Here is a 25,374-nt window from a genome sequence, read left to right as displayed (position 1 = left end):
GTCTACCTCCGGGAGTCGAGTCGGTCGGCGATGCGGACGCCGATGATGTTGACGGCGACGACGACAGCTGCGATCGCGATGCCGGGTACGGCGGTGGGCCAGAAGAAGCCGAGCAGTATGCCGTCCTGGCCTTCTTGGACCATCAGGCCCCATTCGGAACTTGGCGGTTGGGAGCCGAAGCCGAGGTAGCTGAGCGTGGCCAGTCCCATCAGCCCCTCACCGAAGAGCACCACCAGGTATCCCAGGAGTGCGGGTGCGAGGTTGGGGATGACGTAGCGCACGCACACGGTGACCGCTCCGACGCCTTGGACGCGATAGACGTCGATATACGGGCGGGACAATTCCGAGAGGGCGATGCTGCGGGTGAACTTGGCGATCACCGGAGCGAACGCCAAGCCGAGTGCGATGACTGCCGTGAACGGGCCCTTGCCGAAGACCGCGATCATCAACACGACGAACAGCAGTCCGGGGAACGCGAACATCACGTCGGTTATGCGGGCGAGCAGGGTGTCGACCCAGCCGCCCTTCCACGCCGCGACGGTGCCGATCGCTACACCCAGCGCGGTGGCGATGATCAACAGTACGAGCGGGCCGAGCAGGCTTGCCCGGGATCCGAAGATGATGCGGGAGAGTAGGTCTCGGCCGAGTTGGTCGGTGCCGAGCAGGTGCGCGGCGCTGGGACCTTCCCAGATGGCGTCGAAGTCGATGACGTCCGGGGGGTAAGGCGCGACCCAGGGTGCCGCGAGGGCAACGAGTACCACCACTGCCAGGAAGGTTATCGCGGCCCAGTAGCCGGGGTGCAGCTTGCGGGCGGGTTTGGTGTGCGTGGTGACGACGACCGGGGCGAGTGTGGTGCTCATGACGAACTCACCTTGCTGTTGATTCGTGGGTCGAGGAGAGGCAGAAGGAGATCGACGAGGGTGGTGACGATCATGTAGCCGATCACCATGTACAGCAGGACTGCTTGCACGACCGCGAAGTCGTGGGCGTTGATGGCGTCGACGAGCAGTGCTCCGACGCCGCTGATGCCGAAGACGCTTTCGATGACGACGGTGCCGGCGAGCAGGCTGGCCACCACCAGCGCGACCATGGTGATGATCGGCCCCCAGGAGTTGCGTAGCACGTGCCGGGTGACGATCTTGCGCTCTGCCAGACCGAAGCTGCGTGCCGCGCTCACGTGGTCGGCGTCGAGTTGCTCGACCATGGTTTGCCGGGTAACCCGGCTGACGATTGCCAGAGCGCCAATTGCCAGCGACAGCGCGGGCAGGGTCAGATGGTGGATCTTGTCCAGGACGCCTTCTCCTGCTCCCATGACCGGGAACCAGCCGAGCCGCACCGAGAACTGGGAGATCAGGAAGATTCCGATCACGAAGGTGGGCACCGAGGCGGCGAGGGTGGTCGCCGCGACGACGATCGAGTCGGCAGCCCGGCCGCGGCGCAGGGCCGCGATCACGCCGAGCCCGATACCGAACACCGCGAACAACACCGTGGCGTAGGCGACCAGCGCCAGCGAATTGGGGATGCGGCTGGCCATCAGGTCAGCCACCGGCTGACGGTACTGTGCCGATTCTCCGAGGTTGCCGGTGAGAGCGTTGGTGGCCCAGTGCCAGTACTGGGCGAGCATCGAGTCGTCGAGGTGGTACTGGGCGCGCACCGCCGCGACCCGCTCGGGGGTCATGTTCTCCGGGTTGCCGATCAGCACGGTGACCGGATCACCGGGGGCGGCGTACATCGCGGCGAAGATGACGAATGAGCTCACGACGAGGGTGATGAGCATGCCGGCGGCCCGGCGCAGTGGAGTAAGCATCAGTTCTTCTCCGAGCTTCCGAGGGCGGCGGCCCACGGGTAGTACAGGTACGCCGCGGATGCCGGTGCACCGGTGATGTGGGTGGACAGGGCGAGCGTGGAGGGGGCCTGAACGACGGGGATCCATACGGCGGACGCCGCCCACAATTGCTGCAGGGTGTTCACCAGGGCGGCGCGCTCGGCGTCGTCGAGGGTGCGTTGGGCGGTCTTGACGGTGGTGTCGTAGTCCGGGTTCGTGTATCCCGCGAAGTTCACGCGGGCGGTGGAGGCGCCGTTCTTGTAGAAGCCGATCGGATCGTTCTTGGAGATGTAGTACTCGTCGATCCAGAAGTCGGCCTGGTTGCGCAGGGTCTCGTCGGTGTAGAAGTCGCCGTACTGCTGGTTCGGGACGGTGACGATCTCGGCGTCGAGCCCGATCTTGCGTGCGGCGTCGACGAGGGCGCTGGCGATCACCCCGCGGGTGGACTGCCCGTCACTGGCCACCACGATCGGGGCTTCCGACGTATCAGCCTCGGCGACCAGTGCTTTCGCGGCGGACAGGTCGGCGTCGGATGGTTCGGCGGGTGCGCCGGGCAACTGGTCGTAGGCTGCTTCGAACGCCTCCCGCTGGTAACCCCACGCGCCGGGGCCGACCGGGGTCTTCGACGGTTGCGCCAGCCCACCGAAGGCGGCTTTCGAGATGCCGGTGCGGTTCAGGGCAAGGGACAGTGCCTTGCGGATCCGCTCGTCGGTGGCGCCGCCGCGGTCGGTGGGAAGTAGCGACCAGGCGTTCGTGGCGGGCCCCTGGGTGAGGGACACATTGTCGGCGCCGCGTAACGCTACCGCGGCCGCCGGGCCGTCCAGGTAGGCGCCGTCGATGTCGGAGCTGGTCAGCGAGTTCACCACGGCGGACTGGTCTGCCCAGGTGAAGCGCACTTCCTCTGCGAGAACCGGTCGGCTCCTGTCCCAGTACGTCGGAGACTTGCTGATGGTGACACTGCTCCCGGGCGACCAGTCGGTGAGTTGGTATGGGCCAGAGCAGGCGTCCGGGCTCGACGGCGTGCCGAAGTTCTCGCCCTGGGCCTGCACGACGCGTGGATTCCAGATCACCCCACCGTTTCCGGCCATCGCTTGGATGAACGTCGCATCCGGCTGCTTCATGATCACGGTGATTTCGGCGGGACCTGTCTTGGCGATCGATTCCACGTTCGCGTACTCGTCGGATTCGTCCGCGTCCTCGCGGGCGTGGCGCTGCATGCTCCACAGCACGTCGTCGGCGGTGACCGGGCTGCCGTCGTGGAAGACCGCGTCGGTTCGTAGGGCGAACACCACATGGGTGTCGTCGACCCAGCGCACGGTCTCAGCGAGGCGGGGGGAGGTGGTGAGATCGGGTTGGACCTCCATCAGCCGCTCGCACACGTTCGCGAGAATCGTGTTCTCCGAGGCGCCGCTGTCGATGTCGGTGTCGAAGGTGGCCGGCTCATCCGGCAGCATCCAGGAGACTGTCGACGTGGGACCGGCGGCGGCTGCCGTGTCGGCTGCGAACGGCAACGCGGCTGCCGTGGTGCCCGACGGCGTAGCGGTGCATCCGCTGAGCAGCACGGCCGCGGCAGGAAGAGCCAGGTAGCACCCGATTCGGGTGCGGGACGAGGCATGTCGAATCATCGGATGGCCTTCACGGGTGAAACGTGTGGGTGGCGGGAGGAAGGACCGTCGAATGCGTTCCACGGCAGCTGCTCGTACTCGTGATCGCACGGGGTCCCGTTGGTCACGAAGTAGTCGCCGGTGGTGAGGTCGACGCAACTCGAAAGCACTGTCGCCCACTGCCGCACCCTCGGACGCCGCTCGTCGGGGTGCGTGCACACCGATTCGGGGTAGCCGAGATGATCCGACATGGCGGCCCGCACCAGCGCGAGCGCCTCCGAGCGGTCTTCGGCGTACCGCACGGCGGCCAGGCCTTTGGTCGCCTGGGGTACGCGGAACAGGGAATCCACCGAGACCGGCCGGTACCGACCGGCCAGCTGGGGCGGGATCCTCCCTTGGAAATGGTTGCCGTGGACCAGAAGTCCGTCATCGGGGTAGATCCAGTCGATGCCGTGGGGGGTGATCTCGAGGTCCACGGAGAAGCCGGAACTGTGCGAGAGGACGGCGTTGCCGGCGATGTGCGGGATGGTGCGGGCGAGCACGTTGAGCGCGTCGGGAAGCTCGCTCTGATTGAGCACCATCCGACGGATGAAGGTCTGCGGCAGTCCGATCGCAGAATCGAACCGCCCGCCGAGGCCATTCGCGTTGAGGGCGATTCCGGCCGAGTTCACCCCGTGCCTGCCGATTTGCCCGGCCTCCACCTGCATGATGACGGTCGGCAACGGATCCTGGACAACCCTCAGGGCGACAAGGGTTTTTTGGGTCGCGGCGCGCCAGTCCCAGTTCTGGCCGACGTACATGTGGCCGTCGCCGGAGGCGCCGTCGGTGAGGACGAACGAGGTGCATCCGTCCGCGCTCTCCCGCTCGTCGTTCTCGGTCGCGGGGTTGGGGGATGCCGGACTGCTGCCGGCGTCGTAGATGATCTCGCCGCGGGCGTTGAGCGCCATCAGGTCGAGCACGTCGCGGGAGGCGCCGTCGGCCACCCCGCGCAGTTCGGTGACCAGTTCCGGGGCGTGCTGTTCGCACAACCGCAGCCAATGCGCGGCCTGATCTTTGACATCGTTCCAGGTCATGCCGGTCTGGACGTGGAAGGCGTCCTGGTAGTAGGCGACGGCGTCGTTGATCAGGTCGCCGGTCGCGGAGCCGTAGGCATGTCCCCGTTCGTAGGCGTTTCCGGTGACTTCGACGGTCCGGATGGATACATCGTTCATTGTTTGTGGGATTCCTTCGATCGCGGATCGTCCTGGTCAGGCGGTGGCGCTGGGGCTCAGGGGTCCGGGTTGGTTCGATCTGTGATGCACACTACAATCGCTGAAATGGACGATACACGCAACAGGTCAGCCGTAACAAGTGTTACCGACAATCCTGGAGTGACCGAATTGCGGGCCCGGGTGCGCGGCCAATGGGACACCATGTCCCGGGCGGAGCGGGCAGTCTCCGACTTCCTGGCGAACTGCAGTGCCGAACGACTGCTCTATGCCAGCGCCGCCGATCTCGGCGCGGAGAGCCGCACCAGCAACGCAACCGTCGTCCGCACAGTGCAAAAGCTGGGGTACACCGGCCTGTCCGAACTCAAACAGCAGGTGGCAGCCCCCTTCAGCTCCACGGTGGCCCCCGAGGTGCGGCTGCAGCAACGCATCGCTCACCTCGGATCCGGATACGAGGACGTCAGTCGCAGCGTGTGGGCGGAGGCGCGAGAACGCATCGAGCTCGCCGAGAACCTCCTCAGTGCGGACGCCGTGTCCCAGGCCATCGAGCTGATCCTGCACGCGCGGCAGGCTCACACGTACGGGGTGGGTTCCTCGGGTATCGCCGCCGCCCACCTCGCACTCCGGCTCAACCGGGTGGGGTGCCCGGCCCGGCACATCGACAGTGATGGTTTCGCCCTCGCCGACGAGTTGCTCCACATCCGGCATTCGGACGTCGTCGTCGTCTTCGCCCCCGGCCGCGTCATCACCGAGGTCGACGTCATCTTGAGCCGAGCTCGGGATGTCGGTGCCAACGTAATACTCGTCAGTGACGAACTGACCGAATCCCTGTCGGATCGGGTGGCCGTCGCGCTGATGGCGCCGCATACACCGACCGGTCTCAGCGCGGAGGCGCTCACGTCCATCCTCGTAGGCGACGTCCTGGTCCAGTCGATCGCGGCGATCCATCCCGACCTCGCCGTGGAGACCTCACATTCGCTGACTTCGCTGCGCACCAAACTCGGCTACTGAACCCGAGTCCTACGAGTCCACGCCGTCGATCGATCCGGCGATGCTCGATTCAGTCAGCGGTTCGGTGTACATCCCGCGCGGTGCACTGTCCACATCTCGAAATCACACACCAATCCTATTGAGGTGGACTCGAAATCGGCTCGGTGCCCGCAGGCGCCGGGGTGCTCGGAGGTATCGATGTCCTCAGGCGCAGTCGCGGCAGATCAGCTGCTGATTATCGGCAAGGCGGCTGCGGTGGTGGACCAGGAAGCAACTGGTGCAGGTGAATTCGTCCGACTGCTTCGGGATAACGCGGACGGTGAATTCTTCACCGGACAGGTCGGCGCCGGGCAGCTCGAAGGACTCTGCGGTGTCGGTGTCCTCGACGTCGACAACGGGGGACTGGGTGTCTTTCCGGCTCGCGGTCAGCTGTTCGAGGGACGTGTCCGTCTCGTCGGATTCGGTGACTCTCGGCGCGTCGTAGTCGGTGGCCATGGTTGTTTTACCTCATACTCTGGGTGTTCGGATCCGCCAGATTAGAGGGTCCGTCGCCGCGACACACACCCGGGGTTGTGGGGTGTCATGGTCGCTCGCCGTCACGCTCACCGTCGTAAGACCCGACGACCGTTGGTGGGGGAGAACGATGTCAGTCGCGGCGTCGGACGGACCGATGAGGCCGCCACACCGGCCTCACCCGGTTTCACCGGTGCGACGAGGCGATCGGCGGGTGCTGTCATTCGACTCCGCGTCGACAGGAAAGGTCACGTCCATCGCCCAGGGGGGTTGGTCCGGTCACCGAATCCGCCCCCGGAGGGCTGTCAGCCTGAGTTCGCGTTCGCCCACGGTTCGATGCTGCCGTCGGATGCCTCTGTGCCTATAACCTGCGGCACTGCTTCTCGTTGTGTGGTGGGGTGTCGTTCCATGCGCGGAGGAGGTCGTTGCAGAGGGTGGTCTTGAGGTTGCGTAGATGCCCCAGGTCTGATGGTCGCGGGATCATCGCGGCCTGGAGTAGGTGGAGGAACCTGTTCCGTTGTGCGCCGAATTTGATGAACAGGTCCTCGGTGTCGGCGCCGCCGTAGGGCGCCCATTCGATGGCGAAGGCAACGAGCGCCCGGTCCGAGGGGCTGATGGAGTGCACGCTGGCGAGGAGATCGCAGGCACGTAGGGATTGTCGTAGCCAGTTGAGCTCGGGAGAGTCAGTGGGAACGCCAATGCGGGCGGCGCGCCGTCTCCGGGCTGGGCGGTTGCCGATCCGGGTGCGCTCGGGGTGAGCCCGGCACGGGACGCCGGCTCCTGCAGCGGAGGGGTCGAGCGTTGCCGGTGACGTCCTCGGCGGTGGTGCGGGATTTTCGAGCATGGATGCCTCTAGCGGGTGAAGAACTGATCGGGCACTTCCATAGTTCGCGATCACCGACGTATCCGGACCGGCCATCCGGCGGGGTGGGGTGCCTGTTTAGGTACCCGCACGCATGTCGGGTCGAGGGTGGTCAAGTCCCGGGGCGTGGTGTACGAGTTCGTCGCGTGACTCCTCGTGGGGTTATGCGGTTCCGCGGGTGTCACCTCCTGATCGGGTTCGGTCGTGGTGGTGTTGTCACCACGAGAACCGCACCGCGTTGATCCGCCTCGTCGGAGCCGTCCTCGCCGAGCAACACGATGAGTGGATCGAGGGGCGCCGCTATCTCGGTATCACCTGTACCAGGACTGTTTTCATCTCAAGGGCTGGATTAAGACGTCCTCGGCTACGGCACGCTTCGGAAAGTCGCTGGACGCTGTTCGATGCCCGGACTGGTTCGCCCGCTCTCGCTGCCTGTGGTGATATCGCCAACGGCACCAAGCACCTTCATTTAACCGGTAAGTCAAAGGTGACGGGGATCAAGGCTGGTCACGCGGCCAGCGCCAACGCGCCTGAGGATGTACCGGTCACTTCGTCCCCGAAATCCTCGCCACCTCGCCGAGTGCGATCTGAGCCCCGCCCTCATTGACCAGCCGCGCGGCCAGGGTCCGCCGGGCAAGGTCCTCGGGGAGTGCGGCGGAGAATTTCAGTCCGCGTAGCGCACCGTTGTCGACGGCAGGCAGCGGGCGACTGGAGGTCGCCGCGCGCGCCGCGGCCAATCCTTGTCGGATCTCAGCCACGGACAGGTCCCGGTGGAGACGAAGAGAATCGGCTCGGGACATCTGCCGCGGGACCACCAGCGACGGGATCCAGGCACCGAGGGTTCGGTTCGCTTTCGCGCCGGCCCAGGTCCACCACCTCCAGTCGTCCCGTTCGTCGCGGGCGATGATGAATGCTCCGTCGGCAACGGTCTCGGCACGAATATCTCGAATGCTGTCCAGCGATGCCACCGCGCGCCGGGTGAGGGTGACACCGGTCGGTATCGCGCCGAGGAGGACGTCCCGGATTCCCCGGGTGATCTCGAACGAGGCGCCGTCCGGGATCGAGCTCCACTTCGCCTTCCCGGTGATGGTGCTGGCCTCGACGTAGCAGAGGCGCCGCTTCCAGTCGATGTGCGTGACCTGCCAGGACCGGCCGCCGAGCAGCAGCACGCGCGGGCCTTCGACCTGTTCGGTGAGCAGTGAGGTCTCGATGGAGCCGATCTCGTTGCGGCCGGCGAGGACGGTGAATTCCGGTGCCGCGGTGAACACTGCCAGCAGTTCCATGAAATGGCGGCGGCCGAAGTGCTTCTCGGCCTCGAGTCCGATGAACGCGCTCCCCGCGTCCTGCTCGAGGAACCCCTCGGCCAGCATGTGCTCCATGATTTGTGGTGCGGTCTGATCGAAGAGCGGCAGCGATCCCCAGCCGTGTTGCCAGTCCGCCAGCGGCACCCGGCGGGTCTGCAACGCTGCGGCAAGGATCTGTTGCGCCGCGATGTGCCGCGGCTCGGGCGTCGCGACGACGGGCTCGACCCATCCGGTCGACCAGCATTGCAACATCCCGAGGGCGTCGAGTACCGCGTCCTCGGTGATGCACAGGAACAGGCAGTTGCGGCTGGTCCCGGGGCGGCGTCCGGTGCGGCCGAGGCGCTGCAGAAACGATGAGACGGTGCGGGGTGCGTTGATTTGGATGACGCGGTCGAGGTCGCCGACGTCGATGCCGAGTTCGAGGGTGGAGGTGGCGACGATGACGCAGTCGCGGGCCTCGGCGAATGCCTGCTCGGATTCGCGCCGCTCGGCGGCGGACAGCGACGAATGGGAGACGAAGGTGGTGATCCCACGTTCGCGCAGGGCGCCGCCGAGCTCTTCGGCGCCCCTGCGGGAGTCGACGAAGACGAGGCGTTTCTCGCCCGCGTGGAGGGTGGCGATGACTTTCGCGGCGTTCTCGACGCTGCCCACCGAGTCGACGGTGATGTCGGGGACGATCGCAGCATTGTCTCCGACGCTGGGGGCGATCACGCGGCCCGACTTCGTGCCGCCGCCTTGCAGCCAGCCGAGTAGCTCGTCGGGGTTGCCGACGGTGGCGGACATGCCGATGCGCTGCAGCCGGCGCCCGAGCAGGTTTTCGATGCGCGCCAGGACGGCGAGCAGATGCCAACCGCGGTCGTCTCCGGCGAAGGCGTGGACCTCGTCGACCACGACAGCTTGGAGGCCGTCGAGCAACATTGCGGCGTCGACGCTTTCGGATACCAGCATCGACTCGAGCGACTCAGGGGTGGTGAGCAGGATATCGGGGCGTTCACTCTTGACGCGGCCGCGAGCGGACGAGCTCACGTCCCCATGCCAGGTGGCGGTCTGTCGCCCCAGCCAGTCCGAGTAGCCGGCGATCCGTGGTTGCAGGTTGTTCAGGAGGGCTTTGAGTGGGCAGATGTAGAGCACGGAGATTCCGGTCCAGCGCTGCGATTCCATCCGGCTCAGCAGCGGGAACATCGCCGCCTCGGTTTTGCCGCCGGCCGTGGGGGCCAGCAGGATCGCGTCGGAGCCGGCGGCGATGGGTGCCACCGCCTCGTCCTGGAGCGGTCGAAGCCCGTGCCAGCCGAGTGAGTTGACGACGTGGTGTTGGATGATCGGACTGAGCAGGTCGAACCCGCCGGTGGGTTCCGCCGGTGTCACAGTTCCACCTCGTCGGCGGTGACGGCCTGACGCTCGGTGTCGGTCATCTCCTCGGAGCTCAGGGTGAGTGCGTAGTGCTGGCGGGGGTCGAAGTCGGGGAACTGCTCGACCCGGTCGAGGACGTCGAGCACCAACTTTTTGAGGAACAGTCTCGGCGAAATCCCGACCTTGCCGCCGAGCTTGCCGGCGACCGCATGGGCCAGCGACGCAAGATACGCGTCGTCGACGACGGTGCGGATGCGAGCGCCCGCCTCGGAGCCGTCGGCGAACACGTCGCGGACCCGCACCCCCACTTCGACGAGGCGATCGAAGTCGAAACCCACCAACCGAATCTGCGGGGCGCGGGGGTTGTCGAATCGGGCGTCGGTGGTGAAGTCGGTGTGCAGGCGCTGCGCGAGCGGCGGCAATGATTGGACACCGAGGCGGCCGTCGAAGAACGCCGGGGTTCCGGTGATCAGCAGGTACAAGCCGGGGTAGCGGCCCGAGTCGAGTTCGTCGATCCACTGACGCAACGCATTGAGCGCCTTCGCGCGGCTGTCGGATCGCATCCGCTGCAGGGTTTCGACCTCGTCGATCACCAGCAGCAGCCCGGGGTGGCGGGCGCCTTTGAGGACTGCGAGGAGCCCCTGCAGAAAGCCCATGGCCAGGAAGTGGTCGACGTCCTGGCGTACCCCCGCGGCGCGTTTGGCGGCGGCGCCGACGTGGGGTTGCCCGCCCAGCCAGGCGACCAGGGCGTCGGCGGTGGCGGCGTCGCCCTGCTCGAGGGCGGCGCGGTAGGCGCGCAGCACCATCGGGTACACGGGGGTGGCGGTGGCCACGCCGGCGAGCCGGGACTCGAGTAACGCTTCGACTTGTTCGGCGGTGGCCTCGGAGGTGCCGGCCGCGGCGGCCGCGTCCTCTTCGACGCCGTACAGCCAGGCGTCGAGGACGCTGCGGAACGCCGACGGCGCGAACGCGGAGGTGCGCAGCGATTCGGTGGTGCGGCGGTAGACGGTTTCGAGTTTGTGCAGGGGTGTTTCGAGCTCGCTGACCTGTACCTCGGCGACGGCGAGGCCGCGGCGCATCGCCTGCTGCGCCGCCCACCGGGCGAAGAACGTTTTACCGGAGCCGTATTCGCCGCGGACCGCTTTGAACAACGCCCCGCCCGCGGCGACGGCGTCGAGGTCCTCGGTCACGGTGGGGGCGAATTTGTCGATCCCGACCGCGAGGACGTCGAGGTTGCCGGAGGGGACGGTGCCTTGCCGCAGCGCCTGCAGAATTTCGCGCCGCCGGACGGGGGACAGGCTCACGGTTTCACCTCGTACTGTTCGAACATCAGCGGCGCCTCCAGCTCCACTTCGGTGCCGTTCTCGCTCAGCGCCACCACCCCGTCGGCGTTGATGACCTGGCTCAGCGCGGCCACGGTCTGCCGTGCGCGGAACGCCTTGACGCCAAGGATCTCCGCGGCCCGGGGCAGCGGGATGCGCCCGTTGCCGTCGATCAGGGCTTGGAGCAGCTGGCCGATCACCGATTTGTCGATCCGGGGACGGAAGGTGTTGTACTGCTGGATGAACAGCGGACTGGCCAGCAGCTCCTCGACCCGATTGCGCCCACCGGTGGCCGCGGTGGCGGTGGCGGGTCCGGGGGTGGCGGTGCCCATGTCGAAGAGGGTGTCGGACTGGACGGCGGGCTTGGGTGCCGGCTTCTTCCGCGGCGCGGACACAGCCGGCTTGGCACCGGCTGTGGGCGGGGCGGCGACGGGCCGGGACTCCGGTGGTGCCACGCGTTCGGGCTCCCACCACGCGGGCACCGACATGGGACGTGCCTCGAGACCCAGATGCTGGGGGACCGCACCGTTGACGAGGATCGCGATCGGGATCACGGCCTCGGCGAGGGTGGCGCCGCCGTGGTATCCGGCCTTGAGGCCGGTGTAGCGCAGCTGTTCGTCCACCGCGAGCACCGCCTGATGGGTGTCGGTGAGCACGCGCGGCCCGGTCACGAGCACCTCGTCGGCCGGCAGCGTCGCCGGATCCACCCCGGCCGCGGACCGGTAGCGCGCCGAGATCTGCTGCCCACGTTGCGCACTGGGCTGCTCGCGCCGTTCCACCACGTGCCCGTGGTCGCTGACCAGCACCACGGTGCGGCCGACGTTCGCGGCGGCGGACAACAGTGCATCGAGGTGTTTGAAGCTGGCGGTGGTCCAGGAGGTGCCGATGGGATCGGAGCGGTCCAGCGCGTCATCGATGTCATTGAGCACGCAGGCGATCACGGGTCGGGTTTTGGTGTCCTCGACCGCGACCCGGACGTCCACGGCGAGGGCATGACCTTTGGAGACGGCGTCCATGTCGGCCTTGTGGAAGAGCACCTGCCCGCTGCCGCGCAGCGCATGCCCCTGCAACCACGAGGCGAAGCCGGTGCGCTCGCGGTCCTGCCGGCCGGCGGCGAGCGCCCCGGTGAGCAGGGAGCAGCGGGAGAACTCGGTGACCGTCGGCAGGGCGGCGAGGGCCGCATGCAGCCCCTGGGCGTCGGTGAACTGGCATTCCTGCCACTGCGGGCGGTGCCGGCGCAGGGCGTCGGCGACCACCTCGTTGGCGGCGGCGGCGCTCATCCCGTCGGCCACGACAATCAGGACCGGGGAGGCGGTGGGGGTGGTGATCGACGCCCCGGTGGCCCCGGGCCGCGGCACCGTCAGGGGCCGCACCACCTTGTCGAGCACGTCCTCGATCAGCAGCGGCGCCTGCGGCCCGCTGCTGCGGTTGACCCCGGAAGTGGCGAGGAGTCGGGCGAACTGCCGATCGGAGGTGGCCCGGCGGTCGCGCACGGCGGAGACGATGCGGTGGGCAACTGCGGCCAGGGTCGGGTCGTCGGCGCCGACGAACGCCCCGTTGACGGCCGCGTCCACCCACGACAATTCAGTGCGGTAGTCGTCCAACCACCCGACCAGGCTGCTGGGTGTGTCGTGCTGGCGGCGTTGCCAACGCAGCAGCCGCAGCGCCGCGGCCCCGACCCGCACATCACGGGGCGCGTCGGGACTGTCGACGCGGGCGCTGCGGTGCGCCAGCACATCCGCCCACGCGTTCTCGGCGGCGGCGAGGTCACCGGACTCGACCGCGGCGGTGAGCGCCGCGGCGAAGTGCGCAACCCGCGGCGCCAAGGCGGAGGGCAGCACGTCCGACCGCACCACCAGCGGTTCGGCCTGGAGCCGGCGCACCAGGTCCTCGGCATGCCGCAGGACGTGCCCGGGCACGTCCGCGCCGGCGACTGCCAGGGTGGCGGTGTTCCCCCACGCCGCGAGCTGGCCCTCGGTGAGGGTGCGTCCGCCGAGTTCCACCTCGAGCAGGGTGCGGACCTTGACGGTGGTGTCCCGGGAGACCGGGAACGCCGCCGAGGCGGCGTTGCCGTCGCCGAGGAGGGCGGCGACCAACCCCAACGGGATCAGCTGGGCGGGACCGCTGCTGCGCCACACGGTGGTGAACGCGGGACCGAGCGGGCCGAGGCGCCCTTCGATCCACGCATAGAACTGCGCCAGCAGCACCGGGTCGGTGCGGTCCTGCCAGGCCTGGAACCGGGCCGTAGATGCCGGGTCCATCGACCACAGTGCCACGTGGTGCGGGGTGTATTCCGCTGGCGCCAAACCGAAATGCGCCTTGGCGAGGGCGGCGAACAGGTGGTCGTTGGTGAGCACCCCACCAGGTGCGGGCGCGGCGGTGTCGTCGAGATCCCTGAGTGCGGCGCGGGCGGCCTCGTTACTGAGTGCGAGCAGGTTGAATTCTTGCCGGGAGGCGTTGAACAGCTCCCGCAGGGCCGGCCAGGGATCGAGGTTCGACAGCCGTCCGGTCGCCAAGTGCTCGAGGATCCCGGCGGGCAGTTCGGCGGCGCTGCGATCGGTGAGGATCACCACCCAGTCGACCTGGGTGCGGTCGGTGAGGGCATCGCGCACGGCGAGGACACTCGGGGCGGTGCGCACCCGCACCGACTGCCCGCCCAGCTCGAACTCGTGATCGCCGGCCCACACCGGGGCGACGGCCAGGGCGATCACCCCGTGGCTGTGGCCCTTGCCGCGCAGTTGTCCGATGAGGCTGCGGATGCCGGCGAGGTCCGCCTCCGGAAGGACGGCGGTGGTCACGGCTGATCCCGGGTGATGGTGACCGTGTAGGTGGCGCCGGGATTCTCGTCCACGATCTGCCGCAGCCGCGTCTCGACGGCGGCGATGCCGTCCCGGCCGTGCACCGTCAAGCGCACCGGCTGACCGCCCCCAGTGTCGCCGTCGACGGTCTCACCGGAGCTGCCACCGGTCGTGGTTCCGCCGGAACCGCCACCGGTCGTGGCTCCGCCGGTGGTGCCACCTGATGTTCCGCCGGTCGTAGTCCCGCCGCCGGTGCCACCGGCGTTGCCGCCGCCGGTGGGCTGAATGATCCCAGCCTCGAGCCACTTATCGCGCGCCTCCCCAGCAACCCGCAACGCCTCCGCGAGCGGGCGGGTCAGCTCATGCGCCTCGAACGCCTCGATGACCCCGTCGACGATGAGAGCAGCCTGCCGCCCACGGTCATCATTGATCTCGGCGGCGGTGCGCAACACGGTGAGCTTGTCGAGGGAGAACCGGTTCACCGCCTCGGCGACCGCACCCGCGGTGGCCAGGGACTTGCCCGCCTCCTGAGCGGTGGCGCCCAGCTTGGTTGCCGCGATCGCCTCGACGAGGGCGAGGTTGTCGAGGTGGTTCAGGTGCGTGTCGAACATTTCGTGGGTGCGGACCGCCACGTCGCGCCGTTCACCGGTCTCGATGCCGAGGAATTGGTATGCGCGGGTGAGGATGTCGACCAGCTGGGACCGGTCGGCGCGGCCTGCGGCCGCGTAGTCCCGGACCTGCTGCGCGAACGAGGCGAGGTTGGTGGCGGTGAGGTAGTCGTTGATGTTCACCCCCGTCAACGCCTTCCACCGGGTGCAGGCGTCGAGCCAGCTTTGCCGGTCGGGTAGCGGCTCGAGTCGCAGTGTGGTGCCGCGCCGGAAGTCACCGATTTGTGGTTCGGGGATGGGCGAGGAGTGCAGGAACCAGGACCGTTTGCTTTGCGCCGCCCAGGCGCCGGCGACGAGATCGATCATCTCGTCCGTGAGCCCCCGCTTGGGCCCGCTGGCGGCGATGGCGGTGCGTAGCTCCTCGATGGCGACGTCTCCGGAATCATCGATCGCCATCCGGGACAATTCCTGTGTGATGCGGCTGCGCCAGGCGGTGAAGTGTTCGCTGCCGAACATCAAATGGGTTTCGTTGGTCTTGGCCAGGCTGAGCGGTTCGACGACGCGGCGGGTGAGATCGCGCTCTGCGCGGTCGAGCGGAATCCGGCCGTCCACCTGCGATTGCGCCTCCCGCAATCGGGTGAGCACGAGGTTCACCTCGCGCCGAGTGATCAGCTTGTCCGGCGGGGTGAAGTCCGGGTGGTCCGGATACAGGGCGTCGAAGGCATCGACGATCAGCCGCTCGACGGCCTCCCCGAGGGTGTTGCCGATCGGCGGCTGCACCGCGTACCCCGCGTGCAGGGACCGCAGCGGCGGCCGCCCCTCGGCGAAGCGGGCGCCGGCGGCGACGCCGTAGGCGACCTGGATGGCATTGTTCAATTGCCCCCGGACCTGCGTTTGCTGCTGCTGCAGAATCGACCGCGCCGCGGCGCGGTCGGCCTCGGACAGCTCGTTCGCGTACGACGCCCACCGATCCCCGGCGAGCACGTAGTTGAGGATCACCAACCGGCCGAGTTGTCGGGTGACCTTGTCGGGGAAGAAGTTCGGCAGCCACGCCACGGTGAACCGGTCCTGCCCGGTGCGCAGCAACTGCTCGACACGGTCGTGGTCCTCGGCGGTGGTGTGCCCGGCGTCGTCGAACGGCAGGTCCACGATCAGCCGCAGCGCCCCGTCGAGGGAGGGGCGGAACGCCTCGTCCGGGAGGTAGCCGTGGTCGCGGACGTTCCCGAAGATCACCTCCACCCGGCGTTCGGTGCCCCGCCAGATCTTGGTGCGCAGGAACGCATTGTCGACGGTGTGCTCGGCACCGATCACCGCGAAGTGCTCGGCGAGCAGGGTCCGCATCAGTTCCCGGCGTCGGCCGTCGGTGTCCTCACCCTGGGCGCGGGTGACGATGCGCTCGTAGTCGACGGATTCGAGGGTGACGGAGATGATCGGGTTGGCGTCGGCGGTGACGGACAGCTCCGGGATCTCCGCGGCCCACTGCTTGACCTTGTTGGTGATCTGGCCGACCTGATCGCCCGGGATGAGGCTGATGACGCTGCCGTGGTTGAGCGAGGCCAGCCGTGAGGCATCGATCTGGGCGAGCGCGGGCACGTTCGGTGCCACCGCGGACATCAGCAACGTTTTGGCGATGCGGATGTCGGCCCGCAACCCGGCCGGAACGTCCTTGTCGGCGGTTTCTTCGGGGACTCCGGCGTTGCGGAACAATACCGGCCGCAGCTTCTCGGTCCACAGGCTGCGGGCGGTCTTGAAGGTTTGCGCGGCAGCGTCATTGATCGGGGTGGCGTGGGCGCTGTCGATGATGTAGTTGAACGCCTCCCCGACCGGGATGACGTTGTCGATGGTCAGCCGGTCGGCGTTGTCCTCGAGCATCTGCTGCATGACCTTCAGCGCGGTGCGTTCGCGCTGCATCTGCCCCGACAGCGCCCGCAGGGTGGCGATCAGGGCCGGGGAGAACGGGTAGGTCAGCTTGAACGCGTCGGCATCGGAGCCGCGGTGCGCATCGTCGGTGTTAATGCCGTCGAGCAGCACATCCCACACCTTGGGGTTGCGGTCCAGGCGCGTGAACGCGGTCTCCAGCGCGGCCGCGGCGTCAGTACTGCACGGCTGCAGCAGCCGTTTGTGGGCGATGTAGGGAAGGTTCTCATCGCCCAGCCGGACACTGCCGAACCGGCCCGCCTGATGAACGAAGGCCTGCTCGAGGGCCTGCTGGGTGGCACCGGCCTCCGGGCCGGTGGTGACCCACCGGCTCAGATCGTGCTGGCGGGCGATGAACGACGCGATGGGCACCGCGAGCCGTCCGCGGCTGGTCTCGACCAGCTTGGTGATCTTCTGCACCTCACTGTTGAACCGCTCGCGTTCGGTGATGAGGAATGTCAGCCACAGCACCAACTCGTCGAGCAGCAGCACCACGGCGTCGTAGCCGAGGGACTTGGCGTGGTCGGCGATGACGGCGAGGCCGTCCTCGAGGTTCAGCCAATCGGTGTTGCGGGAGTAGCTGGTGAAGTAGGTGGTGATCAGCACCTGCTGCAGTCGTGCCCGCTCGGCCGCGGTGGCGTCCGGGGCGACCGCTGCGGCGTAGCTGTCCGAATTCCAGGTACCGGTGCTCTGGCCGAGCGCCGCCCAGTTCACCGTGCCGCCCTGTTGTCCGGCGGCGCCGTTGAGCGCGGCGAAGAACTTCTCGTCCCCGACCTCGCGGCGGCGGTTGTCGGCGTCCGCGAACAGTCCGCCGGCCGAATGCAGGACCGGCGGCAAAGTGTCGGGATGCAAATGCGTGATTTGCCGCAGGTACTGGTCGAACAGCGCCGATTCGATGCTGTCGGCGTCCAGGAAATGGAAGGTCAGCCGCAGAATCGTCGCCTGCTCGAGCGCGGTGTGCTTCGTGATCACCGGCTGGAGCTCCGGCACCGACAGGGCCTTCGCGGAGTGCCCGAGGATGCCGTGCAGCACCGCCATGAAGTGCGATTTACCGGAACCGAAGGAACCCTCGAGGTAGGCGGCCTTGTTCTCCCCGGAGCGCAGCGCCTCCTCCACCACCGACAATCCCCGCTCGAATGCCTCCGCGAGGGAGGGGGTGACGACGTAGGAGTCGATGGTGGCAGCGAGCCGATCCTCCGCGACCGAGTCGGACAGCCGCAGCACGTAGTCGTTGGTGCCGTGCGATTCGGGAATCGCGAAGGTCTCCCGCAGTGTGCGCGCGGAGGTGGTGGAGGCGCCGGGAAACATTACTGTGCTGCCTTTCGGGTGGCGGCTGTGCGGCCGCGGGTTGTTTTCGCGGGCCGCCACTTATTCAGGTCGTCGACGGGAACACCGACCGCGGCGGACTTTTCGGCGAGCTGACCGGTGAGGTACTCCGCGAGGTCAACGCCGAGGTTCGAGTCCACCCCGGAATGCCATTGCTTGACCCACGGCAGCACCTCGGCGATCCCGGCAACCACCGGCACCAACTCGGAAAGGGCGGTGCCCTCGGACTCGCGATAGGCGTAGATCGTCGCCAACGCGAGCCCTTGCTGGGCGTGGTCCCAGCCGGCCCACCCGAGCAACGGAGTGGGGTCGGTGGCCCGGCCCGCACCGGGGTAGGCAATGAACCGCTCCTTGGGCACGTCCAGTTTGCCGCGATGCGACCAGTAAGTCTTGAGGAAGTCCGCGCTGGTGTACTTCGGCGGAACGGGAATGTCGCTGGCGTTGATCAGCCCGGCGTCTTCGTCGCGTTGCAAATCCCAGACACGTTCCCACTCGGCACGTTTACGCAGCCCCGAGTCCTTGTAGCGGATCGCGGAAAGGTAGGGGACGGCCTCATCGGCCAGCAGTTTGACCAGCGTTGCGGTGACGGGGGCATCCTTCTTCCCTGCCCACAGATCTAGAGCCTCAACAAACTCGGGGTCCTTCTCGACTTGCCCGGCAAGTTCACCGACAGAGCGCGGCTGCGGAGTGCCTTGCGGAGTGAACCACAGGGGCGGCCCTTCGAGCTTGTCGAGCAGCCAGCCCTTGAGAGCGTGTTGCAGTTTGGTGTCCCAACTATCACCGGCCCAGCGGCGTTTGTATTCGGGGCGTTCCAGCAAGCGGATGAATGGGTTGGATCCGATCACGGCGAGGCGCTTTTCAATGAGTTCCCGATAGTCGGCGGGCCAATGGGCGGGGATCTCAGTGATGGGAGTCGAGCCGTGACGAGCGAACCATTCGCTCTTTGCGTCGCCTGCCGCCACTTTGCGCGCGAGGGCGATCTCGAAGGCGCGCTCACCCAACGCAATACTCGGTACCTGACCGACAGTGAGCGATAGGTCGTCGTTGATAAGGCCGTAGTCGCGGTAGACCTCCCAGTCGAGTTCGTCCTGCTCGGCGATCATCAATGCCCGAATACGGGCGTGCTCCGCGCGGGCGGTGGCAATGATGGATTGGGTCGCGCCGCTCATCTCGATCGCCGTGGCTGGTTCCTGCGCGGCGAGTTGCTGCGAGAGCGTGTCTAGGCGGCGGGCTCGTTCGAGTGGAGCCGCGGCGGTGAGTGGGAAGTCCTTGAGGGTGGTGCCGGTGAACTCGAAAAAGTTCTCCCACTCAGATAGCGTTGTACGCGCGCCTTTAGTGTCGACGGTGCTGCCTTTGTTGTGGCTGTTCTGCTTGAGCCAGAAGCACGCGGTTGAGCTGTTGAGGGTACCGAGCAATCTCAGATGATCGTCCTCGGTCGCCGCCTCTGGCAGCTTGATCACCGGCGCGGAATGTATGAAGACTGCAGGATCGGATTTCCGGGCGAGTGAGAAATGCGAATGAGTCGCCACAAGAGGAAAGATCAGCAGGAATTCACCAGCCACACGCCTGGCATTCAGCTGTGAATACTCCCACCATTCGCGTCCCTGCTCAAGCTGTGTTCCAGACAGAGCTTTGCGTATCAGCAGGTGTTGCTTCATGGGCCAGAGCATTCGAAGTGTCGCGGCGTCGGACAGGGCTTCGCCCCGGTCATTGTATGTGAATAGGCAGTCGATCTCCGACTCGATCTGCCAGTCCCGGATCCCGGTGCCGTCGACCAGTGGGCGAATTAGGTTAGGGCTGGTGCCTTGCTGGCGTAGTCGTGGTCTGCCAACCACATACGCAGAGTTCTCACGCGTAACGGCAAATAGTCCAACGCTTTCGGATTCCGAACCGATTGATTTCGAGGCGACGGATTCGATAGCGGACACCAACTCAAGTGCCCCGCCGCCGCTGAGACTCCATGGGTGCCGGCATAGCGTGTCATGGGGCAAGTCGGTGATCGAAACCCAATTGTCCTCGAATCCGGGCTGGTCAATGTGCTCGACGATCGATGTCCAGACTCTTCCTTTGGCGGGGATGTCGGGCGATCCCGCTTCGCCTTGGATTCCGAGGACTGCACGGACGGTGTCGTGAATCTTGCCCTGATTCCGTCCGATGATGATCACAGTGGGGGTTCCGTGTCCGGGTATGTAGGCGCCGGAGGTGTCGGCGACGAGGCGTAGGTCCTTTTTGGCGAGATAGTCCTCGATCAATGAGGCACCGAAGAGGCGTTTCATAAATGAGTTGGACGTTATCTGTCCGACCCAGCCGGAGCGGTCACCGGTTATGGCGAGGTTGAAGAACCGTTCCATAAACGGCACCGTCAACGCGTATTGACCCTTGCAATGATGGTAAATCTCGCGGTACCGGGCGTTCAGTGCCCTGTCGCTGACCTGTATATACGGGGGGTTTCCTACGACGGCGTCGTACTGCGCGGGTGCGAGGATCCTGCGTAGTACGGTGGCGTCTTCGGTGCTGTAGGTGAATCCAGCCGTGACGGCATCTTTGTCGAAGGTATTGTCGCCGTAATCGAAAGCTTGTGCACCGCCCTGCTCAGGGCCGTGGAGGAGCGAGTCTCCGGCGGCGAGGTTGAGGGTGAACTTGGGAGCGTTGACTAGCGACTTCTCGCCGCACGCCTGTAGTGCGGCGACTATGAGCCGGAACTTGGCGATGGCCACGGCGAACGGGTTGAGATCGACACCATAAACGGAGGCGAGGGCATTATCGACGCGGGTGCGCAACTCCATGCTGGGGGAGTGGTGGTGCCAGCGCTCGACCAACCTTGCGAAGGCGCCCAGCAGGAAGTGCCCGGACCCGCAGGTGGGATCGATGATCTTGAATCCCTCGAGGGGCCGGTCCTTAAGGGCAGGTTCAAGGGTGCGGTCGAGGATGAATTCTTCGACGAACTCCGGAGTTTGGAGCAGTGCGTACTTCTTCTTCGCAAAGTCGGACAGGTCCTGGTAGAGGTCGCCCAGGAACCGGGTGCCCAGGGACTCGTCTTTGAACGACCAGATGAGTTCGCCGTTGTCGTCGGTCTGCCGCCAGAACGCCAATAGGTAGTTCACTGCGTCGGAGGACGGTTCGTAGATGTTGAGGGCGGCGTGTCCGTCGACCAGGGCTTCGGTGGCGGGATGGCTGCGTAGTGCGTCGAAGGACTGTGCGAGCCATTCGCGGTAGGAGAGGTCCTGGTGGTCGCGGTAGAAGGCGTTCTCGGCGTCGACGGCACGCTGGCGCAGCATCGAGTCGGGTCCGGCGATCCACACCGCGGTGTCGCCTAGAAGGAGGTTGTCTTCGCAGAATCGAACGAACACGCTGGTGAGGAGCCAGCCGACGGCGGCCTGGGTGAGTTGCTCTTCGAGGTAATCGGTCCAGGAGCCGGCGGTTCGCTGCTCGCGCACGGCTTCGCGATGGTTGGTACGCCAGCGTTCGAGCTCATTCGTGTCGGCTTCGAGGCGGGCGCGCATGTCGTCGACCAGCATGACCAGCTGCGGCTTCAATGCGGCCGTCAATTGGGCTCCGGCGTTGGTGGCCAATGCCATCAGACGTGCTCCTTCGTATTTTCATCTGAACCGTCGGTGGACTGAGCGGCGGCCAGGAGGGCGGTCACCTCGATCTCGTCCACCTGCACGAACTGTTCCGGACTGTTGAGCGGCAGCGCGGTGCCGTCCACCCGCGCACCCGGTCGGCCACCCGACTCCTCCGGCTGCGGCACCAGCGCCCACACCGCGTGCGGCGGCGGTGACGTCAGATCCGCCCACTCGCGCACGACGTGCAGGTGCCCGTACGCGGCCAGCGTCGAAAGGTCCGTCAACACCACCGGCCCGCCCGCCGCATTCACTGCGTCGACCAGTGCCGGAATGGCCTGTGAAACAAAGCCCTTCAGTCCTTCGCGATCGGTCGCGGCACCTGCGTCCGCGGCGAGGATCACCTCCCACGGAATGCCCGCCGTCTCGGCGCGTCGGTGCAACTCCCCGAGCAGCAGCTCGGTCACGTCGAGGTGGCGTGCTCCGAACCGGGCTGCCAGCGCCGCGGCCACCGCGTCGGAGCTTCCCATCGGCACCCCCAGCGCCCGGAAGGTGTGCTCCCGCACGCTCGACGCCAACACGAACTCGGTGTCGGTGGTGCCGCGGCTGCGCTGTGGCATCGGTGCGGTGCGGGTGTGCCGCGTCGGCACATACGAAGCCGGGGATTCGACATTGTCGAACTGGTAGCGGATCGCGGCCTCGTTCCAGCGGATGTCCGGAACTATCGATTGCACCACCGCGTCCAGTTCCGGGCGCCGCGGCAACGACTTCGTCAACGCCGGGAACCGCGCCGCGACGCGTGTTTCCAGCTCAGCGCGGTTGAACGAGTCGGACGTCGACAACCCGCGCAGCAGCATCTTCAACGCCTCGCCGATCGGCAGGGCGCCGGCATGCAGCTCGTCCCGCGCCGACAGGGCGACCTCGGTCGATGCGGTCGAGGCGATCCGCAGCAGCGCGTGCCCGGGGATCTCCACCTCCGCGGGTGCCACATCGAGCACTGCCGCGGCCGCCGCGCGCAGCGGCAGCTCCGACTGGGCGGGCGTCACTAGCAGCGAACCCTGCGCGAGGGCCTCGTCGACCAGCTTCTCCGCGCCCGCCGCCAACGCAGCGGGGAGCTTGCGCGGCACCGCCGCGGTCGAGATCATCGCGACCGTGCCCGACCCGTGCCGGCGCACGAGGTGCAGCGTTGTGTCGGTGCCCGGTTCGGTATCGGCGGCTGTCGCCGGTGCGGACGCGAGCAGCAACCGCACCACACCGAGGGAGATGCGTTGGGGATCGGCCACACCGTCGGTGGCCAGTACGCTGGCGAGCTCGCGGGCCAGCAGGTCCGGGGTCGTGGCGCCGCCGGAGGATTCGAGCAGTGCCTGACCACGCCCGTACAGCTCTCGCACCGTTGCGGACAACTGCGGGTTCTTCGCCCACAGGTCGGTGAACTCGCCGAAAATCTGTGCGATCCGCCCCGATGACACCCCGGCCAGCGGCGCCAGCACCTGGTAGGTGACGAACGGATCGTCCGGGCTCTGCGCGTGCGTGCCGAGGACCAGCTCGACCACCTGCCGGCGCACCGCAGTCGGTTTGCTGCCTGCAGCCCGGGCGAACTCGGCTGCCAGCGCCCCAAGGGAGGTGTATGTCTCGGCGATCGGCGGCGCCGGTGTGGGTTCCGGTTTCGGCGGCTTTGCCTCGGTGGTCGGTTCGGTGGCCTGGGCCTTGAATACCTCCGCCCACGCCTGCCGCATCGCGGCGGCGGTGTCGAACCGATCCTTGACGTTGCGCGCGAGAGCGGTGCGGAAGAACCCGGAAAGGGCCTCGGCGCGGGTGCGCGACAGCCCGCCCGCGGTGAAATCCTCCGGCGTGACCGACACGTCGTCGTCGAGCACCCGCGGATCGCTCATTCCGTCCCCGTAGGTGGGGGTGGTGGCCGTGGCCATCTCGTACAGCACCACTGCCGCCGAATAGCGTTCCGCTGCCGAATCGTAGGCGGTACGAATCCCCGTTCCCAGGAACGGATCCCGGTACGGCGGGGTGCCGGCGTCGAGCTGCTCCACCGGGGCACGCGAGAGTGAGAAGTCGAACAGCGCCAACCGTGCCTTCGCCGACCGGGACTTGCCCTCCTGACGGGACAGCCCGAGATTTGATGGCTTGATGTCGCGGTGCGTGATGCCAGCCGAATCCAACGCCACCACCGCGTCGAGCAGCTCGAGACCCCAGGTGCGCAGCTGCGCCTCCCCGAGCGGGGTGTAGCGCACCACGTCGGCGAGGGTCTGCTCGCCGCAGTTGCTCAGCAGCAGCGCGGTGCGCCGCGCTGCCAGCTGCAGGGGACCTTCTATCAGTTCGACCACACCCGAGACCGGCGGGGATTGGGCCGCCAGCTGCGTGAGTACCTGCGCCTCGTCTCGGAGCCGGGCGGTGGCGCTCTCGTCCAGGCCTACCTTGAGGACTCGCAACTTGTCGTCGTGGTCGCGGTCGGTGACCAGTACCCCGCGGGCGGTGGAGCCGGCGCCGAGGACCCGGACCACCTCGAACCGGCCGCTGAGCAGGCCCCCGGGGGCCGGATTGAGCGGATCGGGTTCCGGTGTCTGCGGGGTCAGCTGCCGGTCGTGCCCGTATTCAGCCAACGCTGTGGCCAACTGGTGTGCCCCGAATCCGGGGCGGCCCGTCTTCTTGTCCGCCTCCACCCGCTTGGACACCGAGGGCTGCGTCGCATGCAACACCAGGGCGCGCAGTCGCTCGTCGACGAACCGGCCCTCCGCGGCCGCCAGGTCCAGGCCCTGTTCCTGCCGCAGCCGTTCGAGCAGCGCCGCACGATCACGGGCCGGGGCCTGACCACCCGAGAGCAGGAAGTAGGCCAGCGCACCGAGGGAGAACACGTCCAACGCCAACCGGTCGGCGTCCGCGGCCCACCGATCCTCCGGCGCCTGATACACCTCGTCCGCCGGGGCGCCGCCCGGTGCGACGGAGGTCCCCAGCATCGTCGCCGAACGGGTGTCGCCGGTGTGCACGCGGCCCGCCCACGACCAGTCGGTGAGGCGGACCCTGACGGTGTCGACGTCGAGGGCGTCGGTGTCGATCAGGACGGTGCTGGGCCCGAGTCCGCGATGCGCGACGTGGTTTCGGTGCGCGTAGGCCAGCGCCTCGGCGATCTGCGTCAGGATCAGCAGCTGCTGCTCCGCGGTGAGTGTGCGCGTCGCCAATGCCAGATCCAGCGGCTCGAACCCGGGCGTTTCCGGATAGACCAGGACGGTGTTGCCGTCGTCGTCCTGCACCAGATCCCGCGGCACCACGATCGACTCGTGCCGCAGCGAGCTGAGCAGGGAGTACTCACGCTGCATCCGCCGGTGCGCCGCGGCCCGCGCATGGGACGGGGTGCCGCGGCGGAACGAGACGATCCGGGCCCGGCCGTGCTCGTCGGTGCCCTTGTGGGTGGCCGCCCACTCCTGCCAGTCCTCACCGGTGGCCAGCGGTGTGCCGGTGATCGTCCACGACCCGGCATCACGTTCGGTGCGCCGCGCGATGCCGAGGTTCTTGAGCGCCAACGCGATGATGACGCTGAGGTCCTCGTCGACCTGCCGGGTGCCGGTCGGGGGCTCGAGCACGCGCGTGGAAATGCCGGGCAGACCCGTCTCACCCTCGGCGCCGTCGGGGCCGAACAGGCTCGATTTCGCGAGCTCCGGAAGATCGGTGCGGAACGGCGAACCATGCAGGAAGACCGACTCCTGCACGAACGGCAGCGCTCGACGGACCTTTTCTTCGTTGAGGTCGTACTCCCGCGCAACCTTGCGGGCCTCCTCCTCGATCCGCGTCGCCAATCGCTGCGCCTTGCGGCGGGTGATCAGCAGGGGCGACCGCTGGGTGCGGGTCTTGCCGGACAGGGTGGTGCGCACCCAGCTCGTCTCCGTGCCCCGCAGCAGGCCCGTGAAGTGTTTGAGCTCGACCAGATGCAGACGCCGCCGGCCCAAGACCAGGGCATCGACCTCATGCCACTGGCCGTGGTTGTCCATGAACTCGAAGTTGGTCCACGCCCGGTATGGGGAGGCACTCGGCATCAGGCCCCGAAGCATCTCGAGCCCTGCGGTTTCGTGCGCAAAGGCCGACTTCGAGACCTCGATCCAACGATCGTCCTGCGTCGCCACGTCACCGCCTACTTCTCGGGTCTAAGTCGCGGCCGGGCATGGGGTCGCGGAAAG

Annotated in this window: 13 protein-coding genes and 1 pseudogene; 2 read left to right on the top strand and 12 right to left on the bottom strand. The window is 67.3% G+C overall.

Annotation, left to right across the window (positions count from 1 at the left end):
- Window positions 1–2: 2 nt before the first annotated feature.
- Genes RJ1_RS31500 through RJ1_RS31485 form a run of 4 tightly spaced genes read right to left on the bottom strand, consistent with a single transcriptional unit; the run spans window position 3 to window position 4,640 of the window.
- Entirely contained in the window at window positions 3–860 is an 858-nt protein-coding gene (locus RJ1_RS31500) for an ABC transporter permease (RefSeq protein ID WP_073366424.1), read from the bottom strand.
- Complete coding sequence (locus RJ1_RS31495) at window positions 857–1,807, bottom strand: ABC transporter permease (protein ID WP_174695044.1); 951 nt, start codon at window positions 1,805–1,807, stop codon at window positions 857–859. The genes RJ1_RS31500 and RJ1_RS31495 overlap by 4 nt, the downstream gene beginning before the upstream one ends.
- Window positions 1,807–3,450, bottom strand: a complete 1,644-nt coding sequence (locus RJ1_RS31490; RefSeq protein WP_073366423.1) for an ABC transporter substrate-binding protein — start codon at window positions 3,448–3,450, stop codon at window positions 1,807–1,809. Before RJ1_RS31490 ends, RJ1_RS31495 begins: the two co-directional genes overlap by 1 nt.
- Window positions 3,447–4,640, bottom strand: coding sequence for a C45 family autoproteolytic acyltransferase/hydrolase (locus RJ1_RS31485; RefSeq protein WP_073366422.1), 1,194 nt, complete (start codon window positions 4,638–4,640; stop codon window positions 3,447–3,449). Before RJ1_RS31485 ends, RJ1_RS31490 begins: the two co-directional genes overlap by 4 nt.
- A 159-nt stretch (window positions 4,641–4,799) precedes the next feature.
- Here RJ1_RS31485 and RJ1_RS31480 point away from each other — a divergent pair, with 159 nt between their 5' ends.
- A complete protein-coding gene (locus RJ1_RS31480; RefSeq protein WP_205415335.1) occupies window positions 4,800–5,648 on the top strand; it encodes a MurR/RpiR family transcriptional regulator in 849 nt (282 codons plus the stop codon).
- A gap of 183 nt (window positions 5,649–5,831) precedes the next feature.
- On the opposite strand, the gene RJ1_RS31475 is transcribed toward RJ1_RS31480, so the two are convergent.
- Window positions 5,832–6,122: a DUF4193 domain-containing protein gene (locus tag RJ1_RS31475; RefSeq protein WP_073366420.1), complete on the bottom strand. Its 291-nt coding sequence runs from the start codon at window positions 6,120–6,122 to the stop codon at window positions 5,832–5,834.
- A 379-nt stretch (window positions 6,123–6,501) separates the two neighbouring features.
- Window positions 6,502–6,765, bottom strand: a complete 264-nt coding sequence (locus RJ1_RS31470) for a hypothetical protein (protein WP_083400337.1) — start codon at window positions 6,763–6,765, stop codon at window positions 6,502–6,504.
- 463 nt (window positions 6,766–7,228) lie between these two features.
- On the opposite strand from RJ1_RS31470, the pseudogene RJ1_RS48020 reads away from it, so the two are divergent.
- Window positions 7,229–7,315: pseudogene (locus RJ1_RS48020) on the top strand (hypothetical protein); the annotation flags it as partial.
- Between the two features lie 232 nt (window positions 7,316–7,547).
- Here the strand turns inward: RJ1_RS48020 and RJ1_RS31460 are convergent.
- Genes RJ1_RS31460 through RJ1_RS31435 form a run of 6 tightly spaced genes read right to left on the bottom strand, consistent with a single transcriptional unit; the run spans window position 7,548 to window position 25,320 of the window.
- Window positions 7,548–9,671: a DEAD/DEAH box helicase gene (locus RJ1_RS31460; protein WP_073366418.1), complete on the bottom strand. Its 2,124-nt coding sequence runs from the start codon at window positions 9,669–9,671 to the stop codon at window positions 7,548–7,550.
- Window positions 9,668–10,960: a BREX system ATP-binding protein BrxD gene (gene brxD / locus RJ1_RS31455; protein ID WP_073366417.1), complete on the bottom strand. Its 1,293-nt coding sequence runs from the start codon at window positions 10,958–10,960 to the stop codon at window positions 9,668–9,670. Before brxD ends, RJ1_RS31460 begins: the two co-directional genes overlap by 4 nt.
- The gene (gene pglZ / locus RJ1_RS31450) at window positions 10,957–13,776 is read right to left on the bottom strand and encodes a BREX-2 system phosphatase PglZ (protein WP_073366416.1); all 2,820 of its coding nucleotides are present in this window, start codon (window positions 13,774–13,776) and stop codon (window positions 10,957–10,959) included. Before pglZ ends, brxD begins: the two co-directional genes overlap by 4 nt.
- Window positions 13,773–17,609 (bottom strand): DUF6079 family protein, encoded by a 3,837-nt coding sequence (locus RJ1_RS31445; protein ID WP_073366415.1) that lies wholly within the window; start codon window positions 17,607–17,609, stop codon window positions 13,773–13,775. Before RJ1_RS31445 ends, pglZ begins: the two co-directional genes overlap by 4 nt.
- Window positions 17,609–21,205: a BREX-2 system adenine-specific DNA-methyltransferase PglX gene (gene pglX / locus RJ1_RS31440; RefSeq protein ID WP_073366414.1), complete on the bottom strand. Its 3,597-nt coding sequence runs from the start codon at window positions 21,203–21,205 to the stop codon at window positions 17,609–17,611. The genes RJ1_RS31445 and pglX overlap by 1 nt, the downstream gene beginning before the upstream one ends.
- The gene (locus RJ1_RS31435; RefSeq protein WP_073366413.1) at window positions 21,205–25,320 is read right to left on the bottom strand and encodes a protein kinase domain-containing protein; all 4,116 of its coding nucleotides are present in this window, start codon (window positions 25,318–25,320) and stop codon (window positions 21,205–21,207) included. Before RJ1_RS31435 ends, pglX begins: the two co-directional genes overlap by 1 nt.
- Window positions 25,321–25,374 lie beyond the last annotated feature (54 nt).

This window comes from Rhodococcus jostii NBRC 16295 (assembly GCF_001894825.1).
GTDB classification, from domain to species: domain Bacteria; phylum Actinomycetota; class Actinomycetes; order Mycobacteriales; family Mycobacteriaceae; genus Rhodococcus_F; species Rhodococcus_F jostii.
Note: the sequence above shows the minus strand (reverse complement) of the source record. Positions and strands in the feature narration are given on the sequence as shown.

Bases quoted from the DNA above. Each gene is read 5' to 3' on its own strand.
- RJ1_RS31500 (WP_073366424.1), bottom strand. From the start codon at position 860: ATGAGCACCACACTCGCCCCGGTCGTCGTCACCACGCACACCAAACCC.
- RJ1_RS31495 (WP_174695044.1), bottom strand. From the start codon at position 1,807: ATGCTTACTCCACTGCGCCGGGCCGCCGGCATGCTCATCACCCTCGTC.
- RJ1_RS31490 (WP_073366423.1), bottom strand. From the start codon at position 3,450: ATGATTCGACATGCCTCGTCCCGCACCCGAATCGGGTGCTACCTGGCT.
- RJ1_RS31485 (WP_073366422.1), bottom strand. From the start codon at position 4,640: ATGAACGATGTATCCATCCGGACCGTCGAAGTCACCGGAAACGCCTAC.
- RJ1_RS31475 (WP_073366420.1), bottom strand. From the start codon at position 6,122: ATGGCCACCGACTACGACGCGCCGAGAGTCACCGAATCCGACGAGACG.
- RJ1_RS31445 (WP_073366415.1), bottom strand. From the start codon at position 17,609: ATGTTTCCCGGCGCCTCCACCACCTCCGCGCGCACACTGCGGGAGACC.
- pglX (WP_073366414.1), bottom strand. From the start codon at position 21,205: ATGGCATTGGCCACCAACGCCGGAGCCCAATTGACGGCCGCATTGAAG.